Origin of the sequence: Lactobacillus johnsonii ATCC 33200 (genome assembly GCF_000159355.1) — a bacterium.
Lineage (GTDB): Bacteria > Bacillota > Bacilli > Lactobacillales > Lactobacillaceae > Lactobacillus > Lactobacillus johnsonii.
Genome location: NZ_GG670120.1, coordinates 346,937 through 361,007 on the forward strand (window position 1 = coordinate 346,937; position 14,071 = coordinate 361,007).

The following is a 14,071-nucleotide window of genomic DNA, read 5'->3' on the forward strand; positions in this document are numbered from 1 at the left end:
AAATTAAGTGAATCTGAGAGAAACTGAAATCTCAAATAAACCTATTTTCGAGGGTAAACTTATTGATTTAAATGTTGAAACTATTAGTTTACCTAATGGAAAAACAGCTACTCGTGAGATAGTTAAGCATCCTGATGCTAGTGCTGCAATTGCCATCAATGATGAGAAAAAAATACTTCTTGTAAAGCAATGGCGTGAGTCCATTAAACAATTAACTTTGGAGATTCCTGCGGGTTTAATTGATGAGACAGACGCTTCGCCTCTTGATGCAATGAAAAGAGAGCTGAATGAAGAGGGTGGCTACAAGGCCGAGTATTGGGAAAAGGTAAGTGAATTTTATACATCTGTTGGTTTTTGTGATGAAAAAATTCATTTATTCTATTGTGATACTTTGTCAAAAATTGAAAATAAACGTCCTCTTGATGAAGATGAATTTTTAACTCAAGAATGGTACAGTCTGCCAGAATTAAAACAGTTAATTGCTTCTGGAGAAATTATGGATGCAAAAACTGTAATGGCAATTACATTTTGGGAAAATATGATTTTAACAGGAAATCAAAGTAATGACTGAAAAACGAGCAGATTATCGTAAAAAACAACAAAAAGAAAAAGTAAGCAAAATTTTCGATAATTTTAAACGATTGAAGAGAGATAGGCATCAAACTGATGCAAGTGATCAGAAAGTTGAGGTTCAAGATTCTTCAAAATTTGAATCAAGAGAGGATCTCGCAAATCGTGTTTTAAAAGAAAAGCGTGAAGATAAGGTTGATCGTTTAAAAAAGCGTCTGAACTATGCCATTTTAATTGTTGTTGTTTTGTTAGTTATAGTTTTGTTCGCTTTGTTTAAACTTTAGATTTAGAGGTAAAAAATGAAAATCGCAATTATTGTCCCAATGGAAGAAGAAGCAGAATTCTATAAAAAGCATTTTAAGTCTGAAAATAAAGAAGTCTTTGGCACAACTGAATTTGATCATTTTTCAGTAAATGAAAATGACATTTACTTAGGATTAAGTGGAATCGGTAAAGTTAATGCAGCTATGAATTTGACCAGCCTGTTAACTAAAGAAGATATTGACGTGATTTTTATGACTGGCTCTGCTGGATCACTACAAGAAGATGTAAAGAGAAAAGATTTAATTTTACCTAATAAGTTTATGTACTATGATGCTCATAATACTAGTGCAGGTAACTACGTGGAAGGTCAAATTCCACAAGAGCCTGCAGGCTATACCCTAGATAATTCCTTCCGTGCAAAATTTGCAGCATATTTGAAGGAACACGATATTCCTTTTAAAGAAGGACTGATTGTAACTGGAGATAGTTTTATTGCTTCTGAAGCACAAAAGGATGAGATTAAAAAGAATTTCTCTGACGCATTGGGAGTAGAAATGGAAGGAGCTGCTTTTGCACAAGTAGCTAGACATTTTAATACTCCATTGGTTGCAATTCGTGCTATTTCAGATAATGGAGATGCTAATGCTGACAATGACTTTGATAAATTCGTCAAGGAAGTTGGAGCAAAAGCTGCAAGTATAATTGCATCCTATCTTGAAGAAACGGTTTTAGATTAAACTATTGATAGACTAAGTTCATCGTAACTTAGTCTATTTTTATGTTAAAATAAAAGAGCCACTTCCAAAATGTAAGGAAAGTAAAGAGGTTATAAGATAATATGACTAGGAAAAATGTATACTTAGATAACGCGGCAACTACGCCAATGGATCCAAAAGTTATTGAAAAAATTAGTAGTGAAATGGCTGATGATTTTGGCAACGCTTCTAGTCAACACGCATTTGGTCGTAAGGCACGTCATGTAGTGGAAACAGCTCGTCATCAACTAGCAGAAACAATTAATGCCCAAGATAAGGAAATAATTTTTACTAGTGGTGGCTCTGAAAGCAATAATACTGCTATTTTTGGTACAGTACGTTCTAGAAAAGATATTGGTAAAAAAATTATTACTACTAAAATTGAGCATCCTTCTGTCCTAAATCCTATGAAACGCTTAGCTCAAGAAGGATACGAAATTGTCTATCTTGATGTCGATGAAACCGGCCATATTAATTTAAACGACTTGAAGAGAGAGCTAACACCAGATACAATCTTAGTTTCTATTATGGCAGTTAATAATGAAGTTGGATCAATTATGCCGTTAAAAGAAATTGGTGAATTAGTAAAAGAGTCTAATGCATATTTTCATGTAGACGACGTACAAGGCTTCGGAAATATTGAGATTGATGTTAAAGAAATGAACATCGACTTATTATCAACTTCTGCTCATAAAGTTAATGGACCAAAGTTTTTAGGTTTTCTTTATGAAAAAGATGGTCTAAAAGTAAGTAATCTACTTTTAGGAGGCGAACAAGAAACTAAACGCCGTCCAGGAACGGAAAATGTACCAGGTATTGCTGGCTTTGGTATAGCTGCTCAAGAACTAAATGAAATGGATAAGCAGAAGCTGCAAGAGAAGTACCAAAACTTTCAAAAAATAATTTTGGATGAACTTGATAAAAATCAAATTGATTATGAAATTAATGGTACTCTTGAAGGCGAAGTATCCCATCACGTTTTGAACTTATGGTTAAAAGGTGTAGGTACTTACTCGGCTCTAACTAATTTAGACTTAAGTGGATATGCTGTTTCCGGTGGTTCTGCCTGTACAGCGGGTTCTCTTACTCCTTCACATGTATTACAGGCAATGTATGGAGAAGATTCACCAAGAATTGCAGAATCAATTAGAATTAGCTTTGGTAGATTTAATACTGAAGAAGAAATTCAAGAATTTGCATCAGATTTAGTTAAGATGTGCAAGCGTCTAGCTAAATAGTAAAATTATTTTTTTGAGAATTTATCTTAAGGTATAATAATAGTAAAATCATATACTTGACACTTACAAAAAATAAGATAATAATATTGAGAGTGATATTTTTATGGCAAATACAGTAATTATTAACGGCGATAATCGTAAATTTACGATTAATCCTGAAATTAAGCGTTATGCATTGATTGATGCAGGTTTCACAAAAACTAAAAGAGGTAATTTTATGTATAAGCATCCCTTATATAATGACTCCCCTTATAATGCTACCTGTCAATTAAAGCTAACAATTAATGAAGATTTAGATCATTTAACAATGGTAGTTACAGATACTAATGGTTTGCAAAAGGTTAATATTTTTAAGAATAAACAACTAGCGCCAATGGTTGAACTGCTTAACTTCATTTTAAAGGATCTTGAAGATCGCCAAATTATTGCACCTTGCTAAAAGGAGAAAAGGATAAAATGGTAGATAACAGCAAAATTAGAGTCGTTGTTGGTATGAGTGGTGGAGTTGATTCTTCAGTTTCTGCACTTTTACTCAAACAACAAGGCTTTGATGTTGTCGGCGTCTTCATGAAGAATTGGGATGATACTGATGATTCCGGAGTTTGTACGGCAACTGAGGATTACGAAGATGTAAAAAAAGTTGCAGATGAAATCGGTATTCCTTACTATTCTATTAACTTTGAAAAGGATTACTGGGATCGCGTATTTGAATATTTCTTGGATGAATATAAAAAGGGCAGAACTCCAAATCCTGATGTAATGTGTAATAAAGAAATAAAATTTAAGTCTTTCTTAGATTTCGCAATGGATTTAGATGCGGATTATATTGCAATGGGTCACTATGCAGCAACAAGAGTTGACGACAACGGTGTTGTTCATATGATGCGTCCAAAGGATGGCAATAAGGATCAAACTTACTTTTTAAACCAACTTTCACAAGATCAATTGAAGAAGGTAATTTTCCCACTTGCTAATTTAACTAAGCCACAAGTGCGTGAAATTGCTATTGCTTCAGGTCTAGCAACTGCTAAAAAGAAGGATTCTACAGGAATTTGTTTCATCGGTGAACGTAACTTTAGAAAGTTCTTGAGTGAATTTTTACCAGCTCAATCAGGAAAAATGGTTACTCCAGATGGAAAAGTTGTTGGTGAGCATGCTGGTTTAATGTACTACACTATTGGTCAAAGATCCGGCCTTGGTTTAGGTTCAACTAAGGAATCAACTGATCCATGGTTTGTAGTAGGTAAGGACCTAAAGAAGAACGAGCTAATTGTTGAGCAAGGTTATGACAGTAAGCTTTTATATGCTACTAGCTTAGATGCAAGCGGTGTATCATTCTTTACAGGCCAACCAGATCACGACGTTGATTTGAAGTGTACTGCTAAGTTTAGATACCGCCAACCTGATGTTGGTGTAACTATGCACTACCGTGCAAAGGATAATACAGTTCATGTTGAGTTTGATGAGCCAGCACGTGCTGTTACTCCTGGACAAGCTATTGTGTTCTACAATGGTGAAGAGTGCTTAGGTGGAGCTACAATTGACCGTGCATACCAAAATGAAAAGCAATTACAACTAGTATAGTTTAGAAGAAGTCTCTTTTGAGGCTTCTTTTTTATTTTTATAAACTGTTATTTTCTCCTCTTAAAACTTATAATAGTAATAAAAGTGGAGGGATAAGCAAATTATGCAATTATATTTTGTAAGACATGGAAAAACAAAATGGAACTTAGAAGGACGCTATCAAGGTGGTAGTGGTAATTCACCTCTTTTGCCTGAAAGTTACGAAGATATCAAAAAATTAGCTGGATACTTAAAAGGAACAAAGTTTAGAGCTTTTTATTCTAGTCCTTTACAGCGAGCATTAACAACTGCAGTAATGCTTAGAGATGATATGGGAATTACTGTACCAGTCATTGTTGACGACCGTTTAAAAGAATTCAATTTAGGGGATCTGGAAGGAATGAAATTTGTTGATGCTGAAAGTAAATATCCAGATCAAATAAAAGCATTTCGGTATTTTCCTGATCGTTATGATCCATCAACTTTCCATGGTGAAAATTTTGACCATATGATAGAACGTGGAAAGAAATTGATTGCTGATATTGTAAAAAGATATCCTAACAAGGATGATAAAGTATTATTAGTAAGTCATGGGGCTGCCTTGTGTGCCTTAATTAGAACTCTAGAGGGGTACGATATTGCCGATATTAGAAAGCGTGGCGGCTTAACTAATACAAGTCTTACCATTCTTGATACAGAAGATCGTGGAAAGACTTTTGATGAAGTAGCGTGGAATGAAACAAGCTACCTAGATCGAAAAATTACTAGTAGGGATACAATTTAAAATGGATAAAAAGATAGCCAACTTATATGATGCTGGCAATGTAGATAAAGCTATACATTTATTAATTGAAAAGATAAACAAGCATCCCCAGGATATTGAGAATTATTTGCAACTTTCAACTTATTTAATTGAACAAAATGCTGCTGATCAGGCGCTAGAACTGTTAGAAAAAGCTCGTGGCCTTGTTAAGCATCCTGAAGATCTAACCTATAACATTGCTGTCTGCTACTACATGCAAGGAGATTTTGCCAAGTCGCTTACGTTGCTTAGCTCCATTGCAGATGATGAAGAGACAATGTATCAAAAAGCTTTGATCTTTATGAAATTAGGGCAGTATCAAAAGGCACTAGCCTATGCCTTAACTTTAAAGAATCAGGATGAACGAACTTTAGAATTAATTGGTGATATTTGGCTTAGTTTGGGTGATTTAAAATCTGCAAATCAAACTTATAAGAAAGTTTCAGAAGACCAGAGAAATGCAAAAGTTAATTTTTTATTGGGGTTAACTTTATTTGATACTGATCCTGATGAAGCAGAAAAATATTTTAAATTATCAAAAAATCAAGATCCCAAATATTTTGCTCAAGCACAAAAGCAATATAATGCGGTAGCAAAATTGATTAGAGGTAAAAATGGCAGAAACTAGTTTTACTGGACGAATAAATGGAATTGTTTTTGAAAACAATCAAGATCTTTTCAAGATTATTGATGTAGATTTAATCAGTAAATTACCTGATTACGATCGTGATAATATCCGAGTAACTGGAAATTTTGGGGATATTCAAATTGGATCAACCTATAAATTTACCGGTAATATTGTTGTACACGAAAAATTTGGTAAACAATTTCGTATAAGTTCTTATGAACCAGTTTTGCCTCATGAACAGGGTAGTTTAGCTAAATACCTTAGTTCTGATAAGTTTCCTGGAATTGGTAAGAGGGCTGCTGAAAAGATCATTGATAGTTTAGGAACAAATGCTTTAGATCTGATTAAGTCGAATCCAACCGAAATTGACAATCTTGATTTAACTCAAAAGCAAAAAGATAGCTTATTATCTGGAATCAATCAAATGGATTCTTTTTCAGAGATTGTAATTAAGCTGGCTAGATATGGGATTAACAAAAAAGTAGCTGGTAATATTTATAAAGTATATCATGGTGATTCCTTGAAGAAATTGGAGGAAGACCCTTACCAAGCTCTGGGTGAAGTTCGTGGCTTTGGTTTTAAAACTGCGGATAATATGGGACAGCTACTAGGAATTGAACTAAATGATCCTAGGAGAGTTAGAGGAGCACTTCTAAGTATTTTACAGACTGCGCTTAATACCTTGGGAGATACTTATGTTGCACTTGATGAATTATTAACACAAGCTTATGATTTAGTTCAATCTACCTCTTATGATGAGCTTGCTAATAGTGTTAATGAACTTCAAAGGCAAGGAAAAGTTGTTGTTTCAGGTGATAAGGCAGCTTTGCAGACAATTTTTCAAACTGAACTTGATATAGCAACTGAATTAAAACATGTAGTTAATAATCAAGTCGAAAAAGAAGAATTTGATGATAGCGATATTGAAAAAGCAATAAAACATGTCGAAGAAACACTTGAAATTGAATATGATGATACTCAAAAAAATGCAATTAAAAACGCGCTAAATAATCCAATTTCGATTCTTACTGGTGGTCCTGGTACTGGTAAAACGACAATTATCAATGGAATTTTAATGTGTTTAAAGGAACTTGCGGAAATTCCAAGTGCAGCTTTGTATAGCGATGATCCACCATTTTTACTTGCTGCACCAACGGGTCGAGCAGCCAAGCGAATGAGCGAGGTTACAGATATTTCAGCAAAAACCATTCACCGTTTATTAGGGTTAGGCATCGGTGAAAATGAAGCAACTGATGTAAACGAATTAAACGGTGAGATCTTAATTATTGATGAAATGTCGATGGTTGATATGTTTCTCTTTAAACAGCTTTTATCCGGTATTAATTCAACAAAGAGGATAGTTTTTGTTGGGGACAAAGACCAGCTTCCTTCAGTTGGAGCAGGGAATGTTTTTAGTGATTTGATAAGTTCAGGAGCCTTTCCCACGACACGATTGCAAGTGATTCATAGACAGGGAGAAGACTCCTCGATTATTAAGTTGGCCCATGCAATTAATGATGAAGAAGCAGAAGAGACTATTTTTAATAAAACTAAAAACTATTCCTTTATTCCATGTCAACCAAGCTTGGTGGGGGATGCAATCGATCAAATCGTAAATTTGGCTATTAAACGTGGTTTCAAAAAGGATGATGTTCAAGTTCTGGGAGCAATGTACAACGGTCAAGGTGGAATTACTCACTTGAATGATATTTTGCAGGATGTGATGAATCCACTATCAGCAGAAACTAAAGTAATTGAAGCTCACAATGAAAGTTTTAGAATCGGGGACCGAATTCTACAATTACAAAATAATCCAGAAAAAGATATTTATAATGGTCAAATTGGTAAAATTATTGGCCTTAATCCTGATGATAAAGCCAAAATATTAATTGCTGATTTTGATGGTCGTGAAATAGAATTTGGTATTAAAGACTTAAATGATATTACCCGTGCGTATGCCATTACCATCCATAAGTCCCAAGGATCAGAATTTCCGTTAGTAATTTTAAACCTTACGATGCAAAATTATATGATGTTGAGGCGGAATTTGTTATATACCGCCATTACTCGTGCCGAAAAAAACCTAGTTATGGTAGGAGAAAAAAAGGCGTATATTATGGCATTGCGTACTCCAGGTAATGATCGTAAGACTGAGTTAGCAGCTAAAATTAGGCATGAGTTAGGTCTAAAAGAAGTTGAAAATACTTCAAATGTAAATGCGGAACAAGAAAAAACTAAAACTGAAGTTAAAGAAGAAAATGTTGAGCCAGAAGATTATGTTTTGACTCCTGAGCTAATTTATTCTGGACAGATTGATCCAATGATTGGAATGGAAGATATTAAATTAGAAGAAAAAAGATAGCAAAATAGCCAGCTCATTATGAGCTGGCTATTTGTCGTTTATTGCAAAAAATCAAAATGATCCACTTAAAATTTTAGATGAAACTTTCTTTTTGATAGTTCTTCTCCATCAAGTTGATCGTACTCAGGATCATCAGTTTTAACTTCAATTGCAGAGGATTCAAAATAATGAAATTGTTTACTTTTCATATGTGATCCATTGATGAGTAACTTGGAAAATAGATAAATAAATTTTGCCAAATTTGGCTTTTCTACAATTGCAATATCTAATTGGTGATTATAAATGCTAGCAATCGGTAAGATTGGTACGCTGCCACCGAAGTAGGGATGGTTAGTAGTAGTAACTAAATAGGCGTGTTCATAGTAAGAGGTGTGACCATTAGTCGAAACTCTGACTTTAAAATTGTCTTGTCCCTTGAGTGCTTGAACAATATTAATTCCGTAAGTTAAGTTACCTATATTAATTTTATTAAATTTAGTTTTTAGTTTTGAGTGGTTCGTTTTATTAACTACATAAGCATCAAAATCAATTCCTAAATTGTTAACAAAGTATCTTGTCTCACCGTTAATTAGATCATGGTATTTTCCGCAATCTACTTTAGTAATGATCGGATTATTCTTTAGATGTCTAATCAATTTTAGAGAATCTGTTTCAAGTTTAGCTGCTCTAGCAAAATCATTTCCAGTGCCTGCTGGGAAGTAGGCAAGAGGAGTATTAGGATGGTCTGAATTTTTAACACCGTTTAAAGCTTGGTTTAGAGAACCATCGCCACCAACTACAATAACATATTCAGTTCCGGAATTAATTTCATTGGCTACCTTGGTTGCAAGTGGAACCAATTGTCCCGGATAATTGGAGATATGAATGTCATAGTCCATTTTTTCATTTTTAAGTACAGTTTCAATTTTCTTGAGAGCTTTTTCGCCTCTGTTGCTCCCAGATTTTAGGTTTACAAGTAAATGAATCTTTGCCATTATTTTGTGCCTAGGTAATAAAAAAATAAGCCCCATTTGGGGCTTATTTTATTTCTTTTCAATTAGCATTGGCAAAATCATTGGTCTTCTTTCAGTCTTTGAATATAGGAAATCTTGAAGATTCTCAATAATTGCCTTTCTAATTTCATTTTCTTTCGGTTGTGGGTCTTTCGCCATTTCTGTCTTAAGAACATGGTAGACATGTTTCTGAGCTTGACTAATCAATTCTGTTGATTCACGCATGTAGACAAAACCACGACTCAAAATGTCTGGCCCTGCAAGAACGCGTTGGTGCTTGTAGTCAACAGTTGCTACTACTACTACAAGACCTTCTTCAGCTAAGATTTGACGGTCACGAACAACGATATTACCAACATCATCGCTACCAGAAGTATCAACAAAGACATCTGGTATATTAATGTGACCAGCGATTCTAGAAGAATCTCTCGTCAAAGCAAGGACATCCCCATTTTTAAGAACAAAAGTATGATCTTTAGGCATACCAGTAGATTGAGCAGTTTCAGTATGAACTACTTGCATTCTATATTCACCATGAACTGGAATGAAGTATTCAGGTTTAGTTAACTCAATCATCATTTTTTGTTCTTCTTGGCCAGCATGTCCAGAAGTGTGGACATTGTGAATCTTGCCGTGAACAACATTCGCACCAGCTTCAGTTAACTTATTAATTAGGTGGTTAACGCTAGTAGTGTTACCTGGAATTGGATTAGAAGAAAAGATGACGGTGTCGCCTGGTTGTAATGAAATCTGACGGTGAGTTCCATCTGCAATTCTTGAAAGAGCAGCAAGAGGTTCACCTTGAGAACCAGTACATAAGATCATTGCCTTTTCTGGTGGAGTATGGTTAATTTCATTAGCATCAACTAAGGTTCCTTCAGGAATATCTAAGTAGCCAAGATCAATACCATTTTGAACCCCATTTTCCATTGAACGACCAAAGATAGCTACTTTTCTTCCGGTATCAACAGCGGCTTTGATCGCAGTTGATACACGGTAAAGATTAGAAGCAAAAGTGGCAAAAATAATTCTGCCTTTAATTCCAGTAATGATGTCGTGTAATGAATGAGCAACAAATCGTTCTGACTTTGTAAATGTAGGAACCTCTGCATTAGTGGAGTCAGATAAAAGGGCTAAGACGCCTTCTTTTCCAAGCTTAGCCATCTCTTGGAAATCAGGAGCTGGTTGATTCATAACTGGAGTTAAGTCAAATTTAAAGTCTCCAGTAAATAGAACGGCTCCTTCAGGAGTATGAACTGCAATTCCTAGAGTATCCGGAATTGAGTGAGTGGTTCTGAAGAAACTTACTGATAATTTATCGAATTTTAAAACAGTATCTTCATGTTCTTCATGAAGTTCACTAGAATTTAAAATTCCATGTTCATCAAGTTTTCCTCGAATTAAGGCTAAAGCAAATGGAGTAGCATAGACAGGAATTTCAGGAATTTTCTTTAAAAGGTAAGGAATTCCCCCGATGTGGTCTTCATGTCCGTGCGTAACAACTAATGCTTTAATTTTTTTTCTATTCTTAGCTAAGTAGGAATAGTCTGAGATAACATAATTAATTCCCATCATATCGTCTTCAGGGAATTTGATACCGCAGTCCATGATGATAATTTCATCTTGGTACTCAACGCAGTACATATTACGGCCGATTTCGCCTAGACCCCCTATAGCGTAAACGCCGACTTCGTTATTCTTTAATTTCAAGGTCGTTAGTTATCCTTAGAATCAAAAGTTGTCAGTTTGAAATCTGGACTTTGCTTTTCGTAAGCAAGGGAATTTCCAGTTAATTCTTGGATGAGTTCAATGTTGTAGGGGGTATTATCCTCAACCATAGTTCTTGCTGCAACTACATTATCTGCTTCTAAAAAAAGAGTCTTAGTAGTTTCTCTTCTTGGATTAACGATCTGGTCTTTTTGGTATAAAACTTTGTAGATCATTTCTTATAATCTCCTTATATTTAAAACGTTCAAAAAAACTTCTGCATAAACTTGCAGAAATTCATAGCTATTAAAATTCTATCATAAACTTGCTTTTAAGTATACCAATTTGCTTCATATATAGTATGGAAAAAGGCGATAGAACATCTTGCTCTAACGCCTAATAGAAAATTAAAAGTTTAATTTTAAGAAATTACGATTGTATCTTCTGCTAATTCAAAAGGATTTTGCTTATTGATGCGATCATAGAATAAATGACCATTTAAGTGATCAATTTCGTGGGAAGCAACGATTGCTGGATAGTCTTTTAAGCGAATAGTTTTTTCTTCACCATCTACTGTGTAGTAACGAATTTTTAATTTATCAGGACGAGGAACATATCCTTCAATGTCTTTGTCTACACTTAAACAGCCTTCTCCTTCAGCAAGACAAGTTCTTCTAACTGATTCAGAAAGAATTTTAGGATTAACAAAAACTTCCTTAAAGATGATTTCACCTTTGTCGTTTGGAACTAAAAGAGCAGCCATTTGAACACTTTCACCAACTTGTGGAGCAGCCAAACCAACACCGGCTCTTAATTGATGCTTTTCAGCAATCTTAGGATCTTGTGAGTTAATTAAGTATTGCATCATGTCGTCAGCTAATTTTTTGTATTCATCGGATAATGGAAAAGTTAAAGGCTTAGCAACTTGTCTTAAAACTGGATTGCCATCGCGCGTAATATCATGCATTAAAATCAAAATTATATCTCCTTAATTAAATAATTTGCTATAAACTATAATAACAATTGAAAGAAAAGACGGCAACGACCGAAGTTTTTGGTATAATATTTTTGTTAAAAATAAACAGTTCACAGCTTGTACTTCCGTTGACGACATTATATTTTTAGAGTAGAATTGTAAAACGAAACTATAGAGATATAAAGCTTCAATAACTGCATTATTATTTTTGTGTGAAAGGGCTGTGACTGGAGTCACAGTTTTTTTATGAAGTTCGGGGAGGAATTTCTTTTGCAAAGAAGAGACGATATTAGAAATATTGCCATTATCGCACACGTTGACCACGGTAAGACTACTTTGGTTAACCAATTGTTAAAACAATCAGATACATTGCCAGAGCACATGAATCTAGAAGATCGTGCTATGGACTCCAATGCTATTGAACGTGAACGTGGTATTACTATCTTATCTAAGAACACTGCTGTTAAGTACGGTGATACTACTATTAACATCTTGGATACACCAGGACACGCTGACTTCGGTGGTGAAGTAGAACGTATCATGCACATGGTTGACGGATGTTTATTGCTTGTTGATGCTTACGAAGGTACTATGCCACAAACTCGTTTTGTGCTTAAGAAGGCTTTGGAAGCTGGCGTTAAGCCAATCGTAGTTATTAATAAGATTGACCGTCCAGGTGCTCGTCCAAAGGAAGTATTGGATGAAGTTCTTGAATTATTCATCGAATTAGGTGCTAGTGATGAACAACTTGATTTCCCAGTTGTTTACGCATCTGCTTTAAACGGTACTTCTTCATACGAATCAGACCCAGCTAAGCAAGAAGAAACAATGGATCCTATTTTTGATACTATTGTTAAGAACATTCCTGCTCCAGTTGATAATTCTGATGAACCATTACAATTCCAAATCACTATGCTTGATTGGGATGACTACGTAGGTCGTATCGGTGTAGGACGTATTTACCGCGGAAAAGTTAAAGTTGGTGACAACATTACTGTTATGAAACGTGATGGTTCAACTCAAAACTTCCGTGTTACTAAATTATTTGGTTACTTCGGTTTGAAGCGTAACGAAATTCAAGAAGCAAAAGCCGGCGATATCATTGCTATTTCTGGTATTAATGATATTTATGTTGGTGAAACTATTGCTTCTGCTGACAAGCCTGAAGCATTACCACTTCTTAAGATTGACCCACCAACTCTTCAAATGGACTTTGTTGCAAACGATTCACCATTTGCTGGTCGTGAAGGTGATCAAGTTACACCTAAGAAACTTGAAGACCGTTTAATTCGTCAAACTCGTACTGATGTTTCTTTAAAGGTTGAACCAACTGACCAATTAAATGCCTGGACTGTTTCTGGTCGTGGTGAATTACACTTGTCAATTTTAGTTGAAGAACTTCGTCGTGAAGGATTCGAATTACAACTTTCACGTCCTAAAGTTATTTACCGTGAAGTTGATGGACAAATGTGTGAACCATTTGAAGCAGTTCAAGTAGATACTCCAGATGCTTATGTGGGTTCTGTTATCGACTCTCTTTCACAAAGAAAAGGTGAAATGAAGAATATGGAATCTACTGGTAACGGTCAAACTAGACTTGAATTCTTAGTACCATCACGTGGTTTGATTGGTTACAACAACGAATTCATGTCCCAAACTGCTGGTTACGGAATTATGAACCATACTTTTGATTCATACAAGCCTGTTGTTACGAACTGGGAACCAGGTCGTCGTAACGGTGCCTTAGTTTCAATCAATCAAGGTCAATCAACAACTTACTCACTTCAATCAGTTGAACAACGTGGTGAATTATTCATCGGTGCTGGTGTTGAAGTTTACGAAGGTATGATTGTTGGTCAATCATCACGTGAACGTGATATTGCTGTTAACGTAACTAAGGGTAAGAACTTAACTAACACCCGTGCTGCAGGTAAAGACCACTCAGCTTCAATTAAGACTCCTAAGACTATGACTTTAGAAGAAGCTATTGAATTCTTGAACGATGATGAATACTGTGAAGTAACTCCAGAAAGTATTCGTTTACGTAAGAAGATCTTAAACACTAACGAAAGAAAAAAGGCAGATAAGAAACGTAACAAATAGTTTATTTCTTATTTAATTTTTAAAAGTGGCTCAATTTATTGAGCTACTTTTTTTGTTATGCAGAGGTAGTGATATAATAAGAAAGATTATTTAACTAAAGGGGGCAGATAT

The 14,071-nt window shown here is 35.0% G+C and carries 14 protein-coding genes; 10 read left to right on the forward strand and 4 right to left on the reverse strand.

Annotation, left to right across the window (positions count from 1 at the left end; all coding sequences use genetic code 11):
- Positions 1-7: 7 nt before the first annotated feature.
- The 9 genes from HMPREF0528_RS01735 to recD2 all read left to right on the forward strand — a co-directional run bounded on the left by HMPREF0528_RS01735 (position 8) and on the right by recD2 (position 8,182).
- Positions 8-571, forward strand: coding sequence for an NUDIX hydrolase (locus tag HMPREF0528_RS01735; RefSeq protein ID WP_004894261.1), 564 nt, complete (start codon positions 8-10; stop codon positions 569-571).
- Positions 564-854 (forward strand): hypothetical protein, encoded by a 291-nt coding sequence (locus tag HMPREF0528_RS01740; protein WP_004894269.1) that lies wholly within the window; start codon positions 564-566, stop codon positions 852-854. The genes HMPREF0528_RS01735 and HMPREF0528_RS01740 overlap by 8 nt, the downstream gene beginning before the upstream one ends.
- A 15-nt stretch (positions 855-869) precedes the next feature.
- Positions 870-1,571, forward strand: a complete 702-nt coding sequence (locus HMPREF0528_RS01745) for a 5'-methylthioadenosine/adenosylhomocysteine nucleosidase (protein WP_004894273.1) — start codon at positions 870-872, stop codon at positions 1,569-1,571.
- Between the two features lie 101 nt (positions 1,572-1,672).
- Entirely contained in the window at positions 1,673-2,827 is a 1,155-nt protein-coding gene (locus HMPREF0528_RS01750; protein ID WP_004894275.1) for a cysteine desulfurase family protein, read from the forward strand.
- A 103-nt stretch (positions 2,828-2,930) separates the two neighbouring features.
- Positions 2,931-3,266: a DUF1831 domain-containing protein gene (locus HMPREF0528_RS01755; RefSeq protein ID WP_004894277.1), complete on the forward strand. Its 336-nt coding sequence runs from the start codon at positions 2,931-2,933 to the stop codon at positions 3,264-3,266.
- Positions 3,267-3,283: 17 nt separating this feature from the next.
- Positions 3,284-4,411, forward strand: coding sequence for a tRNA 2-thiouridine(34) synthase MnmA (gene mnmA, locus HMPREF0528_RS01760; protein ID WP_034525059.1), 1,128 nt, complete (start codon positions 3,284-3,286; stop codon positions 4,409-4,411).
- A gap of 103 nt (positions 4,412-4,514) precedes the next feature.
- Positions 4,515-5,174, forward strand: coding sequence for a histidine phosphatase family protein (locus HMPREF0528_RS01765; protein WP_004894281.1), 660 nt, complete (start codon positions 4,515-4,517; stop codon positions 5,172-5,174).
- Position 5,175: 1 nt separating this feature from the next.
- Positions 5,176-5,820 (forward strand): tetratricopeptide repeat protein, encoded by a 645-nt coding sequence (locus HMPREF0528_RS01770; RefSeq protein ID WP_004894282.1) that lies wholly within the window; start codon positions 5,176-5,178, stop codon positions 5,818-5,820.
- Positions 5,807-8,182, forward strand: coding sequence for an SF1B family DNA helicase RecD2 (gene recD2, locus HMPREF0528_RS01775; RefSeq protein WP_004894284.1), 2,376 nt, complete (start codon positions 5,807-5,809; stop codon positions 8,180-8,182). Before HMPREF0528_RS01770 ends, recD2 begins: the two co-directional genes overlap by 14 nt.
- Positions 8,183-8,247: 65 nt before the next feature.
- On the opposite strand, the gene HMPREF0528_RS01780 is transcribed toward recD2, so the two are convergent.
- The 4 genes from HMPREF0528_RS01780 to def form a co-directional block, all read right to left on the reverse strand.
- The gene (locus tag HMPREF0528_RS01780) at positions 8,248-9,156 is read right to left on the reverse strand and encodes a diacylglycerol/lipid kinase family protein (RefSeq protein WP_034525060.1); all 909 of its coding nucleotides are present in this window, start codon (positions 9,154-9,156) and stop codon (positions 8,248-8,250) included.
- A gap of 48 nt (positions 9,157-9,204) precedes the next feature.
- Positions 9,205-10,884, reverse strand: a complete 1,680-nt coding sequence (rnjA, locus tag HMPREF0528_RS01785; RefSeq protein WP_004894288.1) for a ribonuclease J1 — start codon at positions 10,882-10,884, stop codon at positions 9,205-9,207.
- Positions 10,885-10,889: 5 nt separating this feature from the next.
- Entirely contained in the window at positions 10,890-11,117 is a 228-nt protein-coding gene (locus tag HMPREF0528_RS01790) for a DNA-dependent RNA polymerase subunit epsilon (RefSeq protein WP_004894289.1), read from the reverse strand.
- Between the two features lie 185 nt (positions 11,118-11,302).
- A complete protein-coding gene (def, locus tag HMPREF0528_RS01795; RefSeq protein ID WP_004894291.1) occupies positions 11,303-11,857 on the reverse strand; it encodes a peptide deformylase in 555 nt (184 codons plus the stop codon).
- Between the two features lie 246 nt (positions 11,858-12,103).
- On the opposite strand from def, the gene typA reads away from it, so the two are divergent.
- Entirely contained in the window at positions 12,104-13,960 is a 1,857-nt protein-coding gene (gene typA, locus HMPREF0528_RS01800; protein WP_004894295.1) for a translational GTPase TypA, read from the forward strand.
- The last annotated feature ends 111 nt before the right edge of the window (positions 13,961-14,071 follow it).

Excerpts from the sequence above, each read along its gene's own strand:
- HMPREF0528_RS01740 (WP_004894269.1), top strand. The coding sequence starts at position 564 with ATGACTGAAAAACGAGCAGATTATCGTAAAAAACAACAAAAAGAAAAA.
- HMPREF0528_RS01745 (WP_004894273.1), top strand. The coding sequence starts at position 870 with ATGAAAATCGCAATTATTGTCCCAATGGAAGAAGAAGCAGAATTCTAT.
- HMPREF0528_RS01750 (WP_004894275.1), top strand. The coding sequence starts at position 1,673 with ATGACTAGGAAAAATGTATACTTAGATAACGCGGCAACTACGCCAATG.
- HMPREF0528_RS01755 (WP_004894277.1), top strand. The coding sequence starts at position 2,931 with ATGGCAAATACAGTAATTATTAACGGCGATAATCGTAAATTTACGATT.
- mnmA (WP_034525059.1), top strand. The coding sequence starts at position 3,284 with ATGGTAGATAACAGCAAAATTAGAGTCGTTGTTGGTATGAGTGGTGGA.
- HMPREF0528_RS01765 (WP_004894281.1), top strand. The coding sequence starts at position 4,515 with ATGCAATTATATTTTGTAAGACATGGAAAAACAAAATGGAACTTAGAA.
- HMPREF0528_RS01770 (WP_004894282.1), top strand. The coding sequence starts at position 5,176 with ATGGATAAAAAGATAGCCAACTTATATGATGCTGGCAATGTAGATAAA.
- recD2 (WP_004894284.1), top strand. The coding sequence starts at position 5,807 with ATGGCAGAAACTAGTTTTACTGGACGAATAAATGGAATTGTTTTTGAA.
- HMPREF0528_RS01780 (WP_034525060.1), bottom strand. The coding sequence starts at position 9,156 with ATGGCAAAGATTCATTTACTTGTAAACCTAAAATCTGGGAGCAACAGA.
- HMPREF0528_RS01790 (WP_004894289.1), bottom strand. The coding sequence starts at position 11,117 with ATGATCTACAAAGTTTTATACCAAAAAGACCAGATCGTTAATCCAAGA.
- typA (WP_004894295.1), top strand. The coding sequence starts at position 12,104 with ATGAAGTTCGGGGAGGAATTTCTTTTGCAAAGAAGAGACGATATTAGA.